17 protein-coding genes are annotated in these 19874 nt (G+C 68.8%); 11 read left to right on the top strand and 6 right to left on the bottom strand.

Going from position 1 to position 19874, the window contains the following annotated elements; translation table 11 throughout:
* Positions 1-37: 37 nt before the first annotated feature.
* On the bottom strand, positions 38-862 hold the full coding sequence (locus tag MLE64_RS03970) for a class I SAM-dependent methyltransferase (RefSeq protein ID WP_243316313.1): 825 nt from the start codon (positions 860-862) through the stop codon (positions 38-40).
* 195 nt (positions 863-1057) lie between these two features.
* On the opposite strand from MLE64_RS03970, the gene MLE64_RS03965 reads away from it, so the two are divergent.
* On the top strand, positions 1058-1771 hold the full coding sequence (locus MLE64_RS03965) for a hypothetical protein (protein WP_243316311.1): 714 nt from the start codon (positions 1058-1060) through the stop codon (positions 1769-1771).
* Between the two features lie 15 nt (positions 1772-1786).
* Here MLE64_RS03965 and MLE64_RS03960 read toward each other — a convergent pair whose 3' ends face one another.
* From MLE64_RS03960 to MLE64_RS03945, 4 genes are read right to left on the bottom strand one after another with little or no spacing between them, the layout of a single operon-like run.
* Entirely contained in the window at positions 1787-2791 is a 1005-nt protein-coding gene (locus tag MLE64_RS03960; RefSeq protein WP_243316303.1) for a hypothetical protein, read from the bottom strand.
* A 32-nt stretch (positions 2792-2823) separates the two neighbouring features.
* The gene (locus MLE64_RS03955) at positions 2824-4284 is read right to left on the bottom strand and encodes a DNA repair protein RadA (RefSeq protein ID WP_243316301.1); all 1461 of its coding nucleotides are present in this window, start codon (positions 4282-4284) and stop codon (positions 2824-2826) included.
* Positions 4284-4682, bottom strand: coding sequence for a cobalamin B12-binding domain-containing protein (locus MLE64_RS03950; RefSeq protein ID WP_243316299.1), 399 nt, complete (start codon positions 4680-4682; stop codon positions 4284-4286). The genes MLE64_RS03955 and MLE64_RS03950 overlap by 1 nt, the downstream gene beginning before the upstream one ends.
* 20 nt (positions 4683-4702) lie before the next feature.
* Positions 4703-5158 (bottom strand): tRNA (cytidine(34)-2'-O)-methyltransferase, encoded by a 456-nt coding sequence (locus MLE64_RS03945; RefSeq protein WP_243316281.1) that lies wholly within the window; start codon positions 5156-5158, stop codon positions 4703-4705.
* Between the two features lie 11 nt (positions 5159-5169).
* On the opposite strand from MLE64_RS03945, the gene MLE64_RS03940 reads away from it, so the two are divergent.
* From MLE64_RS03940 to mraY, 10 genes are all read left to right on the top strand, one after another.
* Positions 5170-5529: a histidine triad nucleotide-binding protein gene (locus tag MLE64_RS03940; RefSeq protein ID WP_243316272.1), complete on the top strand. Its 360-nt coding sequence runs from the start codon at positions 5170-5172 to the stop codon at positions 5527-5529.
* Between the two features lie 49 nt (positions 5530-5578).
* Positions 5579-7048 carry an MFS transporter gene (locus MLE64_RS03935; RefSeq protein ID WP_243316269.1) on the top strand — a complete coding sequence of 490 codons (1470 nt, stop codon included), beginning with the start codon at positions 5579-5581 and terminating at the stop codon, positions 7046-7048.
* A 223-nt stretch (positions 7049-7271) separates the two neighbouring features.
* Positions 7272-7763: a division/cell wall cluster transcriptional repressor MraZ gene (locus MLE64_RS03930; RefSeq protein WP_243316268.1), complete on the top strand. Its 492-nt coding sequence runs from the start codon at positions 7272-7274 to the stop codon at positions 7761-7763.
* 2 nt (positions 7764-7765) lie between these two features.
* Positions 7766-8728: a 16S rRNA (cytosine(1402)-N(4))-methyltransferase RsmH gene (rsmH, locus tag MLE64_RS03925; protein WP_243316265.1), complete on the top strand. Its 963-nt coding sequence runs from the start codon at positions 7766-7768 to the stop codon at positions 8726-8728.
* A gap of 12 nt (positions 8729-8740) precedes the next feature.
* A complete protein-coding gene (locus MLE64_RS03920) occupies positions 8741-9109 on the top strand; it encodes a hypothetical protein (RefSeq protein WP_243316264.1) in 369 nt (122 codons plus the stop codon).
* A 57-nt stretch (positions 9110-9166) separates the two neighbouring features.
* Complete coding sequence (locus tag MLE64_RS03915; protein WP_243316255.1) at positions 9167-11308, top strand: penicillin-binding transpeptidase domain-containing protein; 2142 nt, start codon at positions 9167-9169, stop codon at positions 11306-11308.
* Positions 11305-12762 (top strand): UDP-N-acetylmuramoyl-L-alanyl-D-glutamate--2,6-diaminopimelate ligase, encoded by a 1458-nt coding sequence (locus MLE64_RS03910; RefSeq protein ID WP_243316253.1) that lies wholly within the window; start codon positions 11305-11307, stop codon positions 12760-12762. Before MLE64_RS03915 ends, MLE64_RS03910 begins: the two co-directional genes overlap by 4 nt.
* Positions 12759-13769 carry an L-threonylcarbamoyladenylate synthase gene (locus tag MLE64_RS03905; protein ID WP_243316252.1) on the top strand — a complete coding sequence of 337 codons (1011 nt, stop codon included), beginning with the start codon at positions 12759-12761 and terminating at the stop codon, positions 13767-13769. The genes MLE64_RS03910 and MLE64_RS03905 overlap by 4 nt, the downstream gene beginning before the upstream one ends.
* Entirely contained in the window at positions 13766-15139 is a 1374-nt protein-coding gene (locus tag MLE64_RS03900) for a UDP-N-acetylmuramoyl-tripeptide--D-alanyl-D-alanine ligase (protein ID WP_243316249.1), read from the top strand. Before MLE64_RS03905 ends, MLE64_RS03900 begins: the two co-directional genes overlap by 4 nt.
* Positions 15140-15215: 76 nt before the next feature.
* On the top strand, positions 15216-16304 hold the full coding sequence (gene mraY, locus MLE64_RS03895) for a phospho-N-acetylmuramoyl-pentapeptide-transferase (RefSeq protein WP_243316247.1): 1089 nt from the start codon (positions 15216-15218) through the stop codon (positions 16302-16304).
* A gap of 227 nt (positions 16305-16531) precedes the next feature.
* On the opposite strand, the gene MLE64_RS03890 is transcribed toward mraY, so the two are convergent.
* Positions 16532-19843 (bottom strand): putative Ig domain-containing protein, encoded by a 3312-nt coding sequence (locus MLE64_RS03890; protein WP_243316245.1) that lies wholly within the window; start codon positions 19841-19843, stop codon positions 16532-16534.
* Between the last annotated feature and the right edge of the window lie 31 nt (positions 19844-19874).

The raw sequence follows: 19874 nt of genomic DNA, 5'->3' as shown, positions 1-19874 counted from the left end.
CCTTCTCCGCGACCTCCGCGTGTGTCGTTGCCTTCAGTCAGCCCCGCCGCTCCGCCACGATCTCCAACACCATGGGCGTGATCATCAGGGTCTTCGGGTCGGCTTCGGCGGCGCGGAGGGCGTCGCGCACGGAGCGGACCCAGGCCTCGTCCACGCGGCCCAGGTCCAGGAGGCGTTGGAGGTTGGTCTCCACGAAGGCGGAGGGCCACTTCCAGATGAAGTCCGTGGGCGGGATCACGAAGATCTTCGGCTCGAGACGCGTCACGGCGAGGCCGGCGGCCTCGAGCAGGGTGGGGAGGGAAAGCGCGATGTCCGGCTCGCCGCCGGAGGCCCGCCAGCTGGCCATGACTTCCGAGACGAAGGACTCCAGGGGCGGGCAGGGAGGCGCCAGGCGCCAGGTGCGGTAGTCCAGGTACTCGTGGAAGATGGCCATGCCGCCGGGCTTCAGGGCCCGGGCCACGGTGGCCACCAGCTTGGCGGGATCGGACACGAAGGAGGCCACCCAGCGACACCAGGTGGCGTCCATGTCTGCCACCTCCAGGGGGCCCGCCATGAGGTCCTGCTCATGGAATCGGACGTTCGCGAGGCCGCGCGCCTGGCAGGCCCCGCGGGCATGCTGGAGGAAGTTGCCCGAGCGCTCGGCCGCATGGACCTCGCCCGTCGGACCCACGATCTCCGCCAGGTCCAACGTGGCGTAGCCGGGCCCGGAGCCCACATCGAGCACTCGGGAACCAGTCGTGATCCCCGCCCGCCGCCAGCATTCCAGCACCTGGGGGCGCCAGACCCGGTGCTGCAGTCCCAGTCGCTCGATCTCCTCCTGATGCGTCCCGAGGACATAGTCACGCTCGTCGGATCCGGCCACCCCTGCCTCCATGCCTGTCATGACGCCAGTCTAGCGGAGGGGGGCGGGAATCCCTGGAAACCGGGCTTGCATGATTCATTTCATGATTAAAAATAATATCGTCAATTTACAATTGATTTTGCGTCTCATGGGCTTAGTTTGAATGGATCGCCCCCGAAGTGCCTCACCCATGGGATCTCATCCCGGAGGACGGACATGGCCCTTGATTCGCGTCGCATAGCACTCGCCCCCCCGCATCGCCTCTATACCTTCGCGGCCTGGGCGGTGGCGTTCCTCGTGGTCCTTGGTTTCGCGAAGACCTACTACCTCAAGGCGGTCTTCGGCACGCCCACGCTGTCCCCCTTGCTGCATCTGCACGGGCTGGTGATGAGCCTCTGGTTCGGCCTGTTCGTGGTGCAGACACGGCTGGTGGCGATCCGCCGGCTGGACCTGCACCGGCAGCTCGGCATGCTCGGCGCCTTTCTCGCTGTGGCGGTGCTGGTCCTCGGCACGGTGACGGCCATCAACGCCGCGCGTCTGGGGCGTTCCCCGGGGCCACCGCCCCTGATCTTCCTGGTGGTGCCCCTGGGGGACATGGTGGTGTTCGGAACGCTGGTGGGCACGGGCCTCTGGTTGCGGGCCAAGGGGGACTTCCACAAGCGGCTCATGCTGCTCTCCTGCGTGGGCATCCTGGCGGCGGCCATCGCGCGGATTCCGCTGGATGCCATCGCCAAGGCGGGGCCCCTGGCCTATTTCGGCCTGACGGACCTGGCGGTGATCGGCTGCGCGATCTACGACCACCGCCGCACCGGCCGCCTGCATCCCGCCTTCCTGTGGGGCGGGCTCTTCGTCATCCTGTCGCACTGGCTGCGCCTGGCCCTGGCCGGCACTGGGCTCTGGATGGCCTTCGCCACCTGGGTGACAAGGTAGCTCAGCTCGCAGCAGTCAACTTGCGTTGGGATGCCGCTCCAGCAGCTGTCGCAAGGGCGCGTTGCGCTTCACGGCGTCCTGTCGACGGAGGTGGGCGATGAGCTGGGGCGGCGTGGCGCTCCAGCGGCCCAGGTTCTGGATGAGCAGGGTGGAGACGTAGGTGCGGCGGCAGAGCAGGGCGGTGGCGTGGCCATCCAGCGTGAGACCGACCAGGCTGGCCAGGCAGCGGCCCTCGGTGGTGAGGATGAGCTCGGCCTTCTCCTCGCCCGTGCGCTGGGTGAAGCTGGCGCGAAGCAGGTCCCGGGCCATGGCGCGCACCTGCTCCGGCGCGTCGCGGGACGTGGCCACCAGGTACTGCTCCGCCAAGCGCCGGGAGGACCAGAGGCGGCGGTAGAGGCTGGCCGGGAGTAGCGGATTCTGGAGGAGGGCCCGGCGCACGCCGGCGTCGTTCGTGAAACCGGCCCGACCGCCCAGGGCCTCCAGGCCCGCCGTGGTGCGATGGTGGGCCGCGATGAGGCGCGCGTGGACTGGGCCCACCCGGGGGTTCTCCAGCACCGAACGGATCACCTCGGCGGTGGGGTCGAAGCACCAGGCGCTCAATTCCGGTTCCACGGCGATCCGGGCCAGGGCCACCCGCTCGTCCACGGGCTTCGGGTGCAGCTGCTGCTCGAAGAGCTGGCGGTGGGTCGCCGTCCGGGCGGCAGCCGTGGGCGTGTACTCCTCGGTGTCCTCTTCGGCTTCCCCGCCTCCTTCCGTTCTCTCCGCCTGGGATTCACGCGGATGCGACGGTGGTGGCGCTTCCTGGCGTGGGCGGGCCACGGGGGGTTCCGGCATCACGGCCCCCAGGGCCACCAGATCCCGGAGCATGCCGGTTAGCTGGTCCTGGCCAAGGCCCGTGAGGGCGGCCAGGGTGGGGATGTCCAGCGTCCCGTCCAGGCGCGACAGCAGGTAGCCCTGCTTGGGATCGAGGGGCAGCGAGCGGGCATCCACTTCCGCCCGCGGGACGGGTCTCCAGGTCATCGGAAGAGCATAGGCTGGATGGGGGATACGGCCTACTCTTCCACCACGCCCTTCAGCCACGCCTTGCCTCGCAGGCGCTCCACGCTGGTCTCGGGGAACAGGTCGAGGGGGCTCTTCCCTTCGAGGCCCAGGCGGGGCACGGCGGCGCAGGCGAAACCGAGGCGGGCGCCCTCCTGGAGACGCAGCGGAAGCTGGGCCACGGGGCGGACTTCTCCCGTCAATCCGACCTCGCCCATGAAGAGGCCCTTCTCGGCCAGGAGGCGGCCCGTGGCGCTGCTGCACAGGGCGGCGATGACGGCCAGGTCCGCGGCTGGGTCCTCGATCTCCAGACCGCCGGCCACGTTCACGTAGACGTCGCGGTCGTGGAGCTGCACGCCGCCGCGGCGCTCGGCCACGGCGCAGAGCATGGACAGCCGCTGGCCGTCGATGCCGAGCGCCGTGCGGCGGGGGATGCCCAGGCCCGCGGCGGCCACCAGGGCCTGGATCTCCACCACCATGGGCCGGGTGCCGCTGAGCACCACCGTGGCGGCGCAGCCAGGGCGGGGTTCGGCGTCCAGGAAGAAGGGATTGCCCTCGGCGGGCACCAGGCCCTTCTCGGTCATGGCGAAGACGCCCAGCTCGAAGGCGGCGCCGAAGCGGTTCTTGAGGGCGCGCAGCAGGCGGTGGTGGTGGTGCCGGTCGCCTTCGAAGGCCAGCACCGTGTCCACCAGGTGCTCCAGCACCTTGGGGCCCGCGAGGCCGCCGTCCTTGGTGACGTGGCCCACCAGCACCAGGGGCGTGCCCGTGGTCTTGGCCCAGCGGGTGAGCATGGCGGCGCAGCCGCGCACCTGGCTGACGCTTCCAGCGCTCGATTCGAAATCGGGATCGAAGAGGGTCTGGATGCTGTCCACCAGCAGCAGGCCCGGCTTCATGCGCTCGGCCTCCTCGATGATGCGGCGCACGTCCGTCTCCGCCAGCAGGTGGATGCCGGGGTTCTCGGCTCCCAGGCGCTGCGCCCGCAGCTTGATCTGCCGCTCGCTCTCCTCGCCGCTGGCGTAGAGGACGGTACTAGACGAGGGGGACCGCCCGTTCGCTTCGCTCTCTCTGCGTCCCCCTCGCGCTCCCCGCGTGTCTTCCGGGCCAAGCCCGGATTCCACGCCTGATTCCCCTGCCTGCGCGGCCCACTGGAGCAGCAGAGTGGACTTGCCGATGCCCGGCTCACCACCGAGGAGGACCACCATGCCCGGCACCACGCCACCGCCCAGCACGCGGTCGAGCTCGACAAGCCCCGTGGGGCTGCGCTGGGTGTCCGTCACCTCCACGTCGGGAAGGGCGACGGGGCCCGTGTAGTGGCTCTGCGAATAGGCCGACCCGGCGCGCTGGAGGTCGCGCTTCAAGGACCCGCGCACCTCCTGTACCGTGTCCCAGGCGCCGCAGGCCGTGCACTTGCCCAGGGCCTTGGGATGGCGGGCGCCGCAGGCGGTGCACTCGTACAGGGGCGAGGTCTTGGCCATCAGTCGCGGACTTCCTTCCGGATGAAGGCCACCACGTCGTCGGTGTTCGTGCCGGGCTGGAAGATCTCGCGGATGCCGAGGGCCTTGAGGCCGGGGATGTCCTCGTCGGGGATGATGCCGCCGGCGAAGACCAGCACATCGTCCGCACCCTGCTCCTTCAGCAACCGCATGACCTCGGGGAAGATCTGGTTGTGGGCGCCGCTGAGGATGCTCAGGCCCAGCACGCGCGCGTCCTCCTGCACCACGGCCGCGGCGATCTGCTGGGGCGTCTGGCGCAGGCCCGTGTAGATGACCTCCATGCCGGCGTCCCGCAGGGCGCGGGCCACGACCTTGGCACCGCGGTCGTGCCCATCCAGGCCGGGCTTGGCGATGACGACGCGGATCGGCGCTTGACTCATGGAGGCTCCGGTGGGGCGATTTACCAGTTTTCAGTCTGCCTCAGCGCCTCGTAAAGGCCAATGGCAGCGGCCTGGGCCAGGTTCAGGCTGCGATGGTGGTCGCCCAGCATGGGGATGCGCACCAACTGGTCCTTGTGGGCCGCCAGCAGGTCGTCGGGCAGGCCCACGGTCTCCCGGCCGAACACCAGGCCGTCGCCGAAGGCCCATGGGATCTGAGTGTGGCGCTTGGCCCCCTTGGTGCTGAAGAACCAGAGGCGCATGGCGGGGTTGCGGGCCAGGAAGTCCTCCCAGCTCTCGTAGTGGGTGGGCTCCAGCTTCTCCCAGTAGTCGAGCCCCGCCCGGCGCAGGTAGTAGTCGCTGGTGTCGAAGCCCAGGGGATGGATCAGGTGGAGCTTCGCCCCGTTGTTCACGCAGAGGCGCCCGATGCTTCCGGTGTTCTGCGGAATCTCGGGCTGGTGCAAGATGATGTGGAACATGGGGGGTCCTGATGAGCAGCGCTAGGAACGAATGTCTGTTCTGCAAGATCGCGCGGAAGGAAATCCCCGCGACCCTAGTGTATGAAGATGACAGCTTGCTCGCCTTCAAAGACATCTCGCCCCAGGCGCCGGTGCACCTGCTGATCATTCCCAAGGCGCATTGCGAGGGTCTGGCGGACATGACGCCGGAGATCGCCGTGGCCGTGGGCCGTCTCCCCCAGGTAGCCGCCCGCCTCGCCCAGGAACAGGGTGTGGCCGGCCGCGGGTGGCGCCTGCTGAGCAACAGTGGGCCGGACTCCGGCCAGAGTGTGTTCCACCTGCACTTCCATCTCCTGGGCGGGAAGCCCCTGGGGGGGCGGCTTTGCATGTAAGACCATGATCCTACCCGGTTAGGCCCACCCCAGCCCGCGGAGGTCGTCCATGAGCCCAACGAACGGAACCGCAAAGGCCGCCGGGGGATACAGGGGCACGGATCGGCTCATCCTTGGCATCGTCCTGGCAGTCGTCACCTTCTGGCTTTTCGCCCAGACGACTCTGAACGTGGCACCGGCCATGCGGACCGAACTGCGCATCTCCGACGGGATGAGCAACCTGGCCGTCAGCATCACGGCCCTGTTCTCGGGAATCTTCATCGTCGTGGCGGGCGGCCTGGCCGATCGCCTGGGGCGCGTGAAGCTGACCTACGCGGGCCTGGCCCTCAGCATGGCCGGGTCGGCGCTGATCGCCCTGTCGCCCGCGGGGACCGCCGCCTTCCTCATGGCCGGGCGCGTCATCCAGGGCATGTCTGCGGCCTGCATCATGCCGGCGACCCTGGCCCTGATGAAGGCCTGCTTCGAGGGGAAGGACCGCCAGCGGGCCCTGAGCTACTGGTCCATCGGGTCCTGGGGTGGCTCGGGTCTCTGCGCGCTCTTCGGCGGGCTGGTGGCCTCGACCCTGGGGTGGCGCTGGATCTTCTGGATGTCGGTCCTGGTGGCCGTGGCCAGCTTCCTCCTCCTGCGGGGCACGCCTGAAAGCCGGGTCGAGTCCACGGAGCGCAGGCCCTTCGACTGGGCGGGCCTCGCCGCCTTCATCGTCGCCATGGTGGCGCTGAACGTGGTCATCGGCCGGGGTTCGGACCTGGGCTGGATGAGCCCCGCGGCCGTGGGTCTGGCGGTCCTGTTCCTGGTGGCCGGGGTCATCTTCCTGAAGGTCGAGACCAGCAGCGCCAACAGCTTCGTGGACCTGCGGCTCTTCGACAACCGGACCTACACCGGCGCCACCCTCTCCAACTTTCTGCTCAACGGGGCTGCCGGGACGCTCCTGGTGGCCCTCTCGCTTGTCCAGCAGGAGGCCGGGCTCTCCTCCCTGCAGTCCGGCCTGATGACCACCGGGTACCTGGTCGCCATCCTCTCGACCATCCGCGTGGGCGAGAAGCTGCTCCAGCGCTGGGGCCCGCGGAAGCCCATGCTGCTCGGCTGCTGGATCACCACCGCGGGCATCCTGCTGACGACCTCCACCTTCCTGCTGGCCCGGACCTACATCGCCACGGCGTTCGTGGGGTTCACCCTGTTCGGCATCGGCCTGGGGCTCTATGCGACTCCGTCCACGGACGCGGCCCTGTCCAACGTGCCCCAGGACAAGGCCGGGTCCGCCTCGGGGATCTACAAGATGGCCTCGTCCCTGGGCGCCGCCTTCGGCGTGGCCCTGTCCGCGGCGATCTTCACAGGCTTGGGCCGCTCCGAGGGCCTGGTCCCCATGGCGGGCATCTTCATGGGGCGCACGGACAACATCGAAGTCCGGTTCGCCGCGGGGATGGCGCTGATGTTCAACGCGTTCATGGTTCTTGTCGCCATCCTGGCCATCGTGATGACCGTCCCGAAGCGGGAGGGGGCCCCGCCCGCCCGAAGCTGAGAAGGCCAAGTGCTATGGAGACGCCGGTTAGCTGGCCTGGGAGGGGTCTGCACCAGCGGAGATCTGTTTTTTTAATGCATGGTTTCGCTTTTATTTTCACTTGTTGCATTCACATGCCTTTCTAGACTTTGAAGTGGTTCTCAGTGGAGAAAAGTGGTCTGAAGTGGATCAAAGTGGTTCACCTCGTCCCCATGGTATCCCCTGAAGCCGCAGTTGAAAGGCGATGCCGGTGCTGCGACTCCGCGGTAATTCACCGGCCACGGTGGACGAGAAGGGACGACTGAAGCTCCCCTCCTCCTTCAAGGCCGAGCTCGAATCCTTCGCCCAGGGCGAGGGGGCCGAAGCTCTGCGTGAAGGCGTCGGCACCCTGCGGCACTACCTGACCTCCCTGGACGGTCGCTCCGCCCGCCTCTACCCCCTGCCGGTCTGGGAGGCCATCGAGGCCCGGCTGGCAGCCCTGCCGTCCACCAGCCCCGCCAAGCGCAAGTTCCTGGAGACCACGGCCTACTTCGGCAGCGAGGTGGAGCCGGACGCCCAGGGCCGCTTCGTCATTCCGCCCATCCTGCGGGAGGCCGCCCAGCTCACCGGCGAGGTGGCCGTACTGGGACAGATGGACCACTTGGCCCTGTGGAACAAGGCCGGCTTCGAGCGCCGCCTGGCGGCCGAACCCCTGGGCGCCGAGGATCTGGCCCAGCTCGCGGACCTGGGGATCTGATGATGGCCACTCAGCCCCCCACCCATGTCCCCGTCCTCCTCCAGGAGGTGCTGGACAACCTGGTGCTGCCCCCGGCGGCCCGGATCCTGGACCTCACCCTGGGCCTGGGCGGCCACGCGGAAGCCCTGCTGGCCCGTTGCGACAAGGGCGCCCGCTACCTGGGCGTCGACCGCGATCCCGAGGCCCGCTACCTGGCCCGCCGCCGCCTGGGCGACGATGCGCGCCTCGAGATCCTGGCCTGCGCCTACGAGGACCTCTGGAACGATGCCCGGTTCCTGGCCTGGAAGGCCGAGTCCGCCCCCGGCGGCTTCGACGCCATCCTCGCGGACCTGGGTGTTTCCACCCTGCAGCTCCGCAGCCCGGAGCGCGGCTTCAGCTTCCGGGATGAAGGGCCTCTCGACATGCGCATGGACACCACCTCCGGCCCCACTGCCGTGGAGTGGATCGCGGAACAGACCGACGAGAGCCTGGCCGACGCGATCTACCAGTACGGCGAAGAGCGCGCCAGCCGGCCCATCGCCCGCGCCATCCTCCGGGCGCACCGCGAAGGCCGGCTGGCCACCACCAAGGATCTGGCCGAAGCCGTCTACACGGTCATCCCCCGCGAGCCGGCCAAGCGAAAGGGCCACAGCGACCCCGCCACCCGCACCTTCCAGGCCATCCGCATCGCCGTGAACGGCGAGCTGGACCGGCTGGCCGCCGCCTTGGAATCCGCCGCTGGACACCTGCGCCCCGGCGGGCGCCTGGCCGTCATCAGCTTCCACAGCCTGGAGGATCGCATCGTCAAGCAGACGCTGCGGCGCCTCGCGGGCATCTACGACGGGCCCGGCCGGACGGCCCCCGTCGCGCTCCCCAAGCTCCTCAAGCTCATCCATCCCGGTGGTCTCGCGCCCAGCGAGGCCGAGGCCGCCGTGAATCCCCCCTCTCGCTCCGCCCGCCTCCGCGTGGCAGAGCGCCTCCCCTGATCGAGGTCAACCATGGCTGCCGGAATCCTGCCCAGCCCCACCGCTCCCGTCCGGACGGTCGAGAGCGAAGGCATCCTGCGCGTGCTGCTCCTGGTGCTGGCCCTGGCCATGCCTCTGGGCGTCCTGGCGTACCTGAAGATCCAGAGCACCCGCCTGGGCTATGCCATGGGCGACCTGAAGGAGCGCATCCGCAAGGAGGAGGAGCTCCAGCGCAAGCTCCTGCTGGAGCGCAGCCGCTACCAGCGCGATGAGGAAGTCCAGAACTATGCCGAGAAGGCCGGGCTCCAGCCCCGTAAGCAGAGCCACCTGGTCCGCCGTGGCTTCACCCCGGAGGATCAGCGCCTGGCCAAGCTCCGCCCGGTGTCGTCCGATGGATTGTAGTCTGTAGGCAGGGGGCCGCCGGCCCCGCCACCGTTCCATCCCGCCACCGGCCTTCCCGTGTCCATCCGCTTCGCCACCGAGCCCCGCGTATCCCGCCGCCTACTCGGCCGGCAGGATCCCCAGGATCTGCTGAACCAGCGCCTGCCCTGGATTATGGGCGGCATGGCCCTGTGGGCGCTGCTCATCCTGTTGCGCCTGCTCTGGCTGCAGGGCATCGAGCACAGGAAGTACCAGGCCAGGGCCGATCAGCAGCACACCACCATCGTGCCGATCCCCCCCATCCGGGGCGAGCTGCGGGACCGGCGAGGCGAGCCGCTCGCCATCTCCATCAAGGTGGAGAGCCTTTTCGTCGATCCCCGCGTGTTCTACCCGGACTACAAGCCGGGAAGGGGGGAGGAGCGCCAGTGGGGCGAGCCTGACCGCAAGACGGCCGCCGCCGTGGCGGCGAAGCTCGCGCCCATCCTGGAGCAGACGCGGGCCCAGGTGTTGGACAAGCTCCTGCGGAAGAAGACCTTCGTCTATCTGGAGCGGCATCTGCCCCCGGTCAAGACGGCTGCCGTGCGGGCCTTGAACCTGGATGGCGTCGAGTTCCAGCCTGAAAGCCAGCGCTTCTACCCGCGGGGCAGCCTGGCGGCGCAGATCATCGGTTTCACCAACATCGACGGCCTGGGCCAGCTGGGCATCGAACAGACCTACGACAAGCAGCTGGCGGGGGTGAAGGGCGAGCTCATCGCCCCCAAGGATGCCCACGGCAAGCTGCTCATCCTACAAGAGAACTACAGCAAGATCCCCGTGAACGGGGCCTCCCTCCAGCTCAGCCTGGATGCCTCCATCCAGCACATCGTGGAAGACGCGCTCGAAGAGGGTGTGCGTCTCTCGCGGCCGCGCACGGCCTACGCGGTGGTGGTGGACCCCCGCACCGGGGAGATCCTCGCCATGGCCGGCACGCCCACCTTCGATCCGAACCACATCCTGCCCAAGAAGTTCCGCAATCGTACAGAATCGGAGCTTTCCTCCGCGGAACGGGACGAGCTCAACCGCGAACTGGAGCGCCAGAAGGCGGCCCGCAAGGTGCATCCGGTGGAGGATGTCTACGAGCCCGGATCCACCATGAAGATCTTCACCGCCGCCATGGCCCTGGAGGAGCGCAAGATCCACCTGGGCGAGCGCATCGACTGCATGTCGGGCCGCTGGCAGTACAGCGCGAAAGTCCCGCCCATCACGGATACCCACCGCCACGGCCTCCTCACCTTCGAGGAAGTGCTCTGGCAGAGCTCCAACATCGGCGCCGCGAAGATCGGCATCCGCCTCGACCCGGCGGTGCACTACCAGTACCTGCGGAAGTTCGGCTTCGGCGATGCGACGGGACTGAACTTCCCCGGCGAGAGCTCGGGCCGCCTCATCGCGCCGGACCGCTGGAGCGTGCCCACCCAGTACACGATGTCGTACGGCTACGGCCTCAGCACCACACCCCTGCAGATCCTCATGGCCGGCTGTGCCCTGGCCAACGGCGGCAAGCTCATGCAGCCGATCCTCGTGCAGCGCATCTACAACGACAAGGGCCTGCTGCTGAAGGAGTTCAAGCCCACCGTGCGCGGCCAGGTCATCAGCGAGGAGACCGCGAACCTCATGAAGGAGACCCTGAAGGGCGTCATCACCCAGGGGACCGGAAAGAAGGCGAAGCTCGACAACGGTGTGGAGGCCTTCGGCAAGACGGGTACGAGCCGCAAGCTCATCGACGGTCAGTACGACCCCAAGCGCCACTTCGCGTCCTTCATGGGCTTCTTCCCGGCCGACAAGCCCCAGTTCGGGGTCCTGGTGATGCTGGACGACCCCGCCGGCGACACCACCGGCGGCGACGTGGCGGCGCCCCTGTTCAAGCGCATCGGCGACGGCATCCTGCGCTTCCGGCAGACCTCTCCGGACCCCGACCGGGAGGCGGACCTGAAGCTGTCCCTGCGTGACTGGCCCGTGAGCGAAACGGATGAAGCCGCCCTGCACGTGGAACGGGGCCGGGTCCCCGACCTCCAGGGCCTGAGCCTCAAGGCCGCCATCCACCGCGTGGTGCTGGTGGGCGGGAATCCGAAGGTGGACGCGGCGCCCGGCACCACCGCCACGCACGTGGTGGGGCAGAGTCCTGCGCCGGGAACCCCGCTGGAGCCGGGCACGGCGGTGAAGATCAAGGCGGGGATGCCATGAAGCTGGATGTGCTCATCGAAGGCCTGGCCGTGCGCCGCTCCGGTCCGGATGTCGAGGTGGCGGATCTCACCAGCGACAGCCGCGAAGTCCGTCCCGGCTGGGCCTTCCTGGCCCTCAAGGGCGAGAAGGCCGATGGCGCCGCCTTCGTGCCGCAGGCCCTGGGCCAAGGCGCTGCCGCGGTGATCTCCGAATCCCCGGTGGACCTGCCGCCGGGGATCGCCGGGTGCGCCTTCGTCGGGGACCCCCGCCTTCGCATGGCCGACCTGGCCCGCTGCCTCCATGGCGCGCCGGATGAGCGCCTGGCGCTGATCGGCGTCACGGGCACCAACGGCAAGACGACCACCACCACGCTCATCCGCCAGCTTCTGCGGGGAGCCGGCCTCGGCTGCGGCCTGGTGGGCACGGTGCTGAACGCGGCCGGAGATGTGGAGGAGGAGGCGGTCCGCACCACGCCGGAAAGCCCAGCCTTCTACCGCTGGCTGCGCCGCAGTGTGGAGGCCGGCGACGCAGCCTCCGCGGTGGAGGTGAGCAGCCATGCACTCTGTCTCGGACGTGTCCACGGCGCGCGGTTCAAGGTCGGCGTCTTCACCAACCTCACCCAGGACCACCTGGACTACCACGGCACCATGGAGGCCTACTTCGAGGCCAAGCACCGGCTGGTGGCTCAGTGCGACCGCTTCCTCGTGAATGCTGACGACCCCTGGTGCCGCGTGCTGCTGGAACGCGAGGGCCATGCCAGCTATGCGGTGGATCGCGCCGCCCGCTACCAGGCCCGGGATGTGGACCTGGGGCCCACGGGGACTCGTTTCACCCTGGCCACGGAGCGGCGAAGCTGGGACGTCAGGAGCCCGCTCCTGGGCCGGTTCAACGTGTACAACCTGCTGGGGGCCCTCGCGGCCTGCGCCGAGGCGGGCTTCGACCTGGACCGGCTGGTGCCCGCCGTCCCCATGGTCCAGGGCGCTCCCGGGCGGCTGGAGCGAGTGGATTGCGGCCAGCCCTTCGGCGTGATGGTGGACTACGCCCACACGCCGGACGCGTTGGAGAAGCTGCTGGCGGAGGGCCGCCGCCTGCTGCCGCCGGGCGGGCGACTGCACGTGCTCTTCGGTTGCGGGGGCGATCGCGACCGCGCCAAACGCCCGCTCATGGCCGCGGCGGTGGCCGCGGGGGCGGACGTGCTCTGGCACACCAGCGACAACCCGCGCGGCGAGGATCCCGAACGCATCCTGGACGATGCGGCTCCGGGCATCCCGGAGGCCCTGCGCACCGATGGCGTCCGCTACCATCGCAACGCCGACCGGCAGGAGTCCGTGCGGCAGGCGCTGGCGGACTGCCGGCCCGGTGATCTGCTGCTGCTGGCGGGAAAGGGCCACGAGCCCTACCAGGAGATCCGGGGCGTGAAACACCCCTACAGCGACCGCCTGGCCGTCGAAGCCGCGCTGAGGGGTAGCCGATGACGCGGATCCTTCCCGTCTCCGGCCCGGAGGATCCGGCCATCGCGGAGGCCGCGGCCCTGCTGCGTGCAGGGGGTCTGGTGGCTTTCCCCACGGAGACCGTGTACGGCCTGGGGGCCGACGGCCTGAATCCCGAGGCGGTAGCCCGGATCTACACCGCCAAGGGACGCCCGGCCACGAATCCGGTGATCCTCCACGTGGCCGACGCAGCCTCCGCCCAGGCGCTTGTCTCCCGCTGGCCCCCCGAAGCGCAAAGGCTGGCGGAGCGGTTCTGGCCCGGGCCGCTGACCCTGGTCCTGCCCGCTTCAGGCGCCGTGCCTTCCATCGTCCGCGCCGGCGGCCCCTCGGTGGCCCTGCGCTGCCCCGCCCATCCAGTGGCTTTGGCCCTGATCCGCGCCACCGGGCGCCCCCTGGCCGCGCCCAGCGCGAACCGCAGCCAGCACCTGTCGCCCACGCTGGCCCAGCACGTGGCCTCCAGCCTGGGCGAGGCGGTGGATCTCATCCTTGATGGGGGGCCGACAGAGGCAGGCCTGGAATCGACGATCCTGGACCTGTCCAGAGACCGGCCCTGCGTGCTTCGCCCAGGCCCCATCCCACCGGCCGACCTCGAGGTTCTGGTCGGTCCCGTGGACCTCTGGGCGGGGGCGGTCCGGGCGGGCGATCGCCAGGCGGCTCCCGGCATGGCCGAGCGCCACTACGCCCCCCGGGCCCGGCTGCATTTGGTGGCGCCAGGTTCCGGTCTGCGCGAGACCCCGCGCGAAACCTTGTCCGGGACATCGGGTTCCGTGGCGTACGTGGCCCTCGGAACCCTCCCCCCGCTCCCCCCGGGGGTCCGCGGCATCCTCCTGCCCCTGGATGCGGACATGGTCGGGGCGAGGCTCTACGCCCTCCTCCATGAGCTGGACGATGCAGGCTGCGAGCGTATCTTCATGGAGCGCCCGCCGGAGGACGAGGCCTGGCTGGCGGTTCGCGACCGTCTGCGGCGAGCCTCGGCGAAGGAGCAACCATGAGCTCATCTGCGAGCCCATCTACGAGCCTCTGGTCCCTGTTCCAGGCCGCCTCCCAGGTGGGCGGCGAGATCCTGGGCGACGGCGCCGTGGTGCCGTCCTCGCTTTCGCTGGATACGCGAACCCTGGAGCCCGGCGCCTGCTTCGTGGCTCTGCGGGCCGAGCGGGATGGGCACGAGTTCGTTCCCCAGGCGGTGGAGAAGGGCGCCGCCTGCCTGCTGGTGGACCATCCGGTGGACAGCGACTGTCCACAGCTCGTGGTGCCGGATACCTTGGACGCCCTCCAGCGCTGGGGCCAGGCCCGGCTGGCGGCGGTGCGCCCGAAGGCAGTGTTCGGCGTCACCGGAAGCGTCGGTAAGACCAGTACCAAGGAGCTGCTGGCGGCAGCCGTGGGCGGCTGGAAGACCCCCGGGAACCGCAACAACACCCTGGGCCTGCCCGAGGCTCTGGCCACCCTGCCTGAAGGCCTCGGCGCCGCGGTGCTGGAAATGGGCATGAGCACGCCCGGGGAGATCCGGCGCCTCACGGAGATCGCCCCCCTGGACTTCGGCCTCATCACCCTGGTGGGCACCGCCCACGCCGAGAATTTCGCCAAGGGCCAGCAAGGCATCGCCGAGGCAAAAGGCGAGCTGGTGGCCGGCCTGGTGCGAGGCGGTGTCTGGGCCCACCTGGCCTCGGACCCGTGGTGCCGCTGGATCGCGGAGCAGCCCTGGGCCAGCCACGCCGAGGCCCTGCCCGTGGGCGAGGGGCACCCTTACGGCTGGGAGGGCGTCGAGTCCCTGGGGGCCGCGGGAGAGGCGTTCCTCCTGCGCACGCCCAAGGGCGCGTTCCCGGTGCGGATCCAGCTCCCCGGGGAGCACCAGGTGCGCAACGCCGCCCTGGCCGCATCCCTGGCCATCCATGCGGGCCATGATCCGGAACGCGTGGCGGCGGGCCTGGGAACGGTCGCGCCGGAACCGGGCCGGGGCCGGCTCCACGGCCTGCCTAGTGGCGGCTGCCTTCTGGATGAGAGCTACAACGCCAGCTCCGACTCCATCCTGGCCTGCGCCCATGCCCTGCTGGACCTGCCGGGCGGAGAGACTGTGGCGGTTCTCGGCTCCATGAGGGAACTGGGGGCCCACTCCGCGCAGATCCATCGCGAGACCGGCGCCGCTCTCAAGGCCCTGGGACTGTCCCGACTCTGGGCCTATGGGGACTTCGCGGAGGATTACGCGGAGGGCTTCGGCCTCCGAGCCGTGGCCTTCCCTGATTTCGAATCGCTGCGCGACGCCGCCGCAGGTCTGTCCGCCATCCCTCCGGGAGCCCGTATCCTGGTGAAAGGCAGCCGGTTCTGGCGCTCGGAACGCGCTGTCGAGTGGCTCCTCACCCACTGATTCAGTCCTCAGTCCTCAGCCCTCAGTCCTCATTCCTCAGTTTTCAGCCCCCAGTCTTCAGAATTCCGGAACCCACATGCTTCCTTGGCTCCTCTATCCCTTCCGCGACGCGATCCCCGGCTTCTCGGTCTTCCGCTACGTCACCTTTCGGACGGCCATGGCCGCGGCCACGGCCATGGTCCTCAGCCTGGTGCTGGGGCCCTGGGTGATCCGGACGCTGACCGCCCTCAAGATGGGCCAGCACATCCGCGGCGAGGGCCCCGAGCACCACCAGAAGAAGGCGGGGACGCCCACCATGGGCGGCATCCTCATCCTGCTGGTGATCACGGTGTCCACGCTGCTGTGGTGCGACCTCAAGAGTGGTGCCATCTGGGTGGCGCTGATGGCGCTGCTGGGGTTCGGCACCGTGGGTGCCTTCGATGACGCGCAGAAACTGCTCAAGAAGCAGAACCTCGGCCTCAGCAGCTGGCAGAAGATGGCTCTGCTCACGGGCATCTCCCTGCTGGTGGCCTGGCTGATCCTGCACTTCGGCCTGCGCGGCGCGGCCACGAGCCAGCTCTCGGTGCCCTTCTTCAAGAACTTCCGCCCCAACGTGGGCGTCTTGCTCATCCCGTGGATCTGGCTGGTGATGGTAGGCACGAGCAACGCCGTGAACCTCACGGACGGCCTCGATGGCCTGGCCATCGGCGGCACGCTCATCGTGTCGCTCACCTACGCGATCCTGGCCTACGTGGTGGGCCACGCGAAGATCGCGGCCTACCTGGTGGTGCCTCACGTTCCCGGTGGCGCCGAGCTGTCGGTCTTCATGGGCGCCATGGCGGGAGCCTGCCTGGGCTTCCTGTGGTTCAACGCCCACCCGGCTGAGGTCTTCATGGGCGACACGGGCTCCCTGGGCCTGGGTGGGGCGCTGGGGACCGTGGCCGTGGTCATCAAGCAGGAAGTGCTGCTGGTCATCGCCGGCGGCCTCTTCGTGCTGGAAGCCGTGAGCGTCATCCTCCAGGTCGGCAGCTTCAAGTTCCGCGGCGGCAAGCGCATCTTCCGCATGGCGCCCTTCCACCACCATCTCGAGTTGGGCGGCCTCCAGGAAACGAAAGTGGTGATCCGCCTCTGGATCACCGCCATCGTCTGCTCGATCCTCGCCCTCAGCTCTCTGAAGCTGCGCTAGGCAGGAGGAAAGGCGCGGCCACTGGGGTGGACCCGCGTACCGTGGGACCCACGGCCCCAATGGCTTCTGCAAGACAGGCCAGGTCCTCGGGGAGGAGCGCTGGAATCGCGATGGTACCAAGGCCGGGACATCAGGGCCTTCATCTGGAAACCTGCAGGGCCACGGTTGGGCCTCACGAAAAGGGCCCCGGCAGTTGCCGGGGCCCTTTTCGTGACTGATGACCCAGCCTACTGATTGGCGGGTGCCACCACCTGATAGACCGAGTGCGGCGTGGAGACCATCAGATCGCCGTCCGCGTTGGCCGAGAGACCCTGGGGTCCGTAGAGCACCGCGCCCAGGAGGCTCTTGCTCGCATTGTTCCCAGTATTGTCGGGGTTCAGGTAGCCCGGCTTCAGGCCGAAGAGCGTCTGGTTTGTGGTGCTGGCCGCGGCTCCGAGCAGGGTGGTGACGTCGCCAGTGACGGCATCGATCGCGCGGATGCCGTTCTGGGGTGACGTCTGGCTGCCAGTGTAGTTCGCCACGTAGACGATGCTGCCCGCAGTCGCGATGCCGATGGGCGCCGCGAACTGGGCGGTACTCGCGGAGCCGTCAGCCCAGCCGGCTGTGCCGGTACCCACGGTGAGCAGCAGGGCGCCCGAGGCGTCGAAACACTTCACCTGGCTGGCGCCGGTGACCGACACCCAGACGGAGCCGTTCGCGGCCACGGCGATGCCAGTGGGATTGGTGCCGGGAGCGGCCACGAAGTCCGAACTGACGCCAGTGGCGGGGTCGATCCGGAAGACCCGGGCCAGGGTGGCGTCGGTGGCATAGACCAGGCCGTTCGTGGAATCCACGGCCAGGCCAGCGTGGTTCGGCGAAGCCGGATAGGTCCCACCGCTCACGGTGAAGACGGCCTCGGTGAAGGTGCCGTCGCCATTGGGGGTGAACTTCCGGAGCTTCTTGGTGGCGCCGGTATCTCCCACGAACAGGGCCACGAGGGCCTTGGTGGTGGGGTTCACCTGGACGGCCACGCTCTTCGGGGTGGAGAAGGCGATGTTGGTGGCCGTGGCGTCCTTCAGGGTGGTGACCGTGCCGTCCGAGGCGATGACGCGGACGAGGTTGTTCACGGTATCCGCCGCGAAGGTCAGGCTGCCGTCAGGCAAGGTGGCCAGGTTGGCGCCGGAGGCATTGCCGAAGGTGAACTTGGCGTTGACGCCCACACCATCGGCATATCCGACCACTCGCGGGGAGCCGGCATGGGCGTAGCCTGCGGGCTTGGAGGGGTCGTCGAGCGTGTAGGTCAGCTGTCCGGCGGATGGGGAGGAAACCGTCATGACGCGGATGGCCTGGTTGTCGAAGCCCGCCCCGGCGTCGGCCACGAAGATCCTGGAACCAGCCGCCCCATCACCCTGTGCCAGCACGTAGTAGACATTGCTGAGGCAAGCGGTGGTGGAGGTCGGTAGGTTGGCGGTGCCGTCCAGGGTGATGCTGGAGGAGGCATAACCTTCACCGGCCGTTCCCGTCCTGCCGGCGATGGTGATCAGCGCCCCGGCCAGGGGGCCGGAGGCGGGCACCATGCGCACGGCGAAGTTGTCGCGGTCCGCGATGTAGACGTTCCCAGTGGTGTCGGCGGACACGCCCTGGGGACCGCGGAGCAGGCCGGAAGCGGCGGACGCATTGTCGGCGAAGCCCGCGGTGCCAGTTCCGGCGAAGAGGGTGGCCACCGGGCTGGCGCCCGAGAGGTCGATCTTCATCACCTTGTTGCTGCAGACCACGTAGAGGAGCTTGCGGCCACCGCTGAAGTCCCTGGCCATGGCTGTGGCGCTGGAAACGCCGCTGGTATAGAGGTTGGCGACCAGGGTCGGCGCGGGGGAAGCCGAGGTGAGATCCATGGTGTAGAAGTTCCCCGCGCTGGCGCTGAACTCGACGAAATACATCATCCGGTTGGCGTCGATCACCAGAGCGTTGGTGTTGAGCGTGAAGCCGGCCACGAGGCTGGGCGTGTAGGTGCCGTCACCATTGGGGGCGAGCTTCAGGAGCCGCTTGATGGTGTAGCCCTCTCCACCGACGTAGATGTCGCCGGTGACGGGATCCACCGCCATGTTGCGGGGGGTCAGCAGGGTGGTGGTGTCGGTCTGAACTGCCTGGTTCCCCACCAGACCGGGCGTGCCGGCGATGGTGGTCACCTTGCGATCCGGCGTGATCCGGCGCACGAGGTTCCCGCTGTAGTCGGCCACCACCATCGTGCCGTCATTGGCCTTCTCGTCCCAGACGACGGCATTGGGCCGGTAGAACCGGGCGGTCGAGAACCCGGTGAGCGCGTCCACGCCGCCATCGACATTTCCGCGGCCGGAGCTGAAGGAGCCCGCGATGTGGTGCAGGCCCTTGCTGGGAACCTTGATCGTGCGGGTGTCTCCGCCGAGGTTGTTGGAGCCGACGAGGGTGAAGGACTGGCGGCGGAGCGGAGTGACGTCGGCACTCAGGCTGCCAAGGGCGTTCGCGCCATTGAGTGTCAGGACGTCGGGCAGACCGGTGTAGGACCAGCTGAGCGTGGTCGATCCGCCATAGAAAATCTTCGTCGGCGCATAGCTGAAGGAGGTGATGGTCACGGGCGCAGGGCCGACGGTGACTCCGGCATTGCGGATCACGGGGGCCCCCCCGTTGGCCGGTGTGGCCGTCAGGGTGTAGGTCGTGGTGGCGATCGGGCTGACATTCTTGGTGCCGGAGAGGCTGAAGGGGCCGGTTCCGAGGGTCGCATCCGCAGGATTGGCTGAGATGGTTACGGCGCTGAACACCCCGGGCACTGAGGAAGCGTCCCAAGATAGGATGGCGCTTGACCCTAGGTAGATGGCCGTGGGGTTGATCCCGAACGTGAGCGGCGTGGCGGCCACGGTGATCTTGAGGGGACGGGTCGTGCTGCCCACCGTGTTGGCGGCCTTCACGGTGTAGGCGGCCTGGGGCGTGCTGACCTGTGGGGTGCCGGTGATGATGCCCGTGTTCGCATCAAGGACAAGACCCGCAGGCAGAGCGGGGTCCACGCTGTAGGTGATGGGCGCGCTGCCCACGATCGCGGTGGGTCCATTGCTGGGGATCTGCAGATCCACGTAGTAGGTGGCGTCCTCGTTGGCGTAGACCAGGCCCGAAGGGACTGTCAGCACGGTGACTGAAATCGTGGCGGTAGTCTTCTGCCCGTCGCCGCTCGTGACGGTGAGCGTGTAGATAGTGGAAGTGGTAATGTTGGTGATCTGGAAAGGGACATTGCTGGTGACCGGGATGTTGCCCGGCGCCACGGTCGCGGAGCCATCCTTGGCCCCGAAGTTGGCCAGGCACCAGACGCTCCCGCCGACCGCGATGCTTTCGGCAGTCTTCCGCTTCGTCGGGTCGGTGGGGAAGGAATTCGTCTGGGAAACCTGGAACGAGGAGATGGCAGGGGCGGGGTGCTCGTAGCTGCTGTCGTTCTTGGCGCAGGCGAGCTGGAGGGCGCCGAGGCCCAGGGACGCGCCCAGGGACAAGGCCATCAAGGCCCGGCCGGCCCTCTGGCGCAGTGATTGGATGGACATGCGGACTCCTGAAAGGGGCGAGGCGGAATGG

Source organism: Geothrix paludis, from assembly GCF_022808815.1.
Classification (GTDB): domain Bacteria; phylum Acidobacteriota; class Holophagae; order Holophagales; family Holophagaceae; genus Geothrix; species Geothrix paludis.
This window is presented reverse-complemented; position numbering and strand designations above follow the sequence as displayed.

Bases quoted from the DNA above. Each gene is read 5' to 3' on its own strand.
- MLE64_RS03950 (WP_243316299.1), bottom strand. From the start codon at position 4,682: ATGAGTCAAGCGCCGATCCGCGTCGTCATCGCCAAGCCCGGCCTGGAT.
- MLE64_RS03920 (WP_243316264.1), top strand. From the start codon at position 8,741: ATGGCTGCCGGAATCCTGCCCAGCCCCACCGCTCCCGTCCGGACGGTC.
- MLE64_RS03955 (WP_243316301.1), bottom strand. From the start codon at position 4,284: ATGGCCAAGACCTCGCCCCTGTACGAGTGCACCGCCTGCGGCGCCCGC.
- MLE64_RS03945 (WP_243316281.1), bottom strand. From the start codon at position 5,158: ATGTTCCACATCATCTTGCACCAGCCCGAGATTCCGCAGAACACCGGA.
- MLE64_RS03960 (WP_243316303.1), bottom strand. From the start codon at position 2,791: ATGACCTGGAGACCCGTCCCGCGGGCGGAAGTGGATGCCCGCTCGCTG.
- rsmH (WP_243316265.1), top strand. From the start codon at position 7,766: ATGGCCACTCAGCCCCCCACCCATGTCCCCGTCCTCCTCCAGGAGGTG.
- MLE64_RS03905 (WP_243316252.1), top strand. From the start codon at position 12,759: ATGACGCGGATCCTTCCCGTCTCCGGCCCGGAGGATCCGGCCATCGCG.
- MLE64_RS03935 (WP_243316269.1), top strand. From the start codon at position 5,579: ATGAGCCCAACGAACGGAACCGCAAAGGCCGCCGGGGGATACAGGGGC.
- MLE64_RS03940 (WP_243316272.1), top strand. From the start codon at position 5,170: ATGAGCAGCGCTAGGAACGAATGTCTGTTCTGCAAGATCGCGCGGAAG.
- MLE64_RS03890 (WP_243316245.1), bottom strand. From the start codon at position 19,843: ATGTCCATCCAATCACTGCGCCAGAGGGCCGGCCGGGCCTTGATGGCC.
- mraY (WP_243316247.1), top strand. From the start codon at position 15,216: ATGCTTCCTTGGCTCCTCTATCCCTTCCGCGACGCGATCCCCGGCTTC.
- MLE64_RS03900 (WP_243316249.1), top strand. From the start codon at position 13,766: ATGAGCTCATCTGCGAGCCCATCTACGAGCCTCTGGTCCCTGTTCCAG.
- MLE64_RS03930 (WP_243316268.1), top strand. From the start codon at position 7,272: ATGCCGGTGCTGCGACTCCGCGGTAATTCACCGGCCACGGTGGACGAG.
- MLE64_RS03910 (WP_243316253.1), top strand. From the start codon at position 11,305: ATGAAGCTGGATGTGCTCATCGAAGGCCTGGCCGTGCGCCGCTCCGGT.
- MLE64_RS03965 (WP_243316311.1), top strand. From the start codon at position 1,058: ATGGCCCTTGATTCGCGTCGCATAGCACTCGCCCCCCCGCATCGCCTC.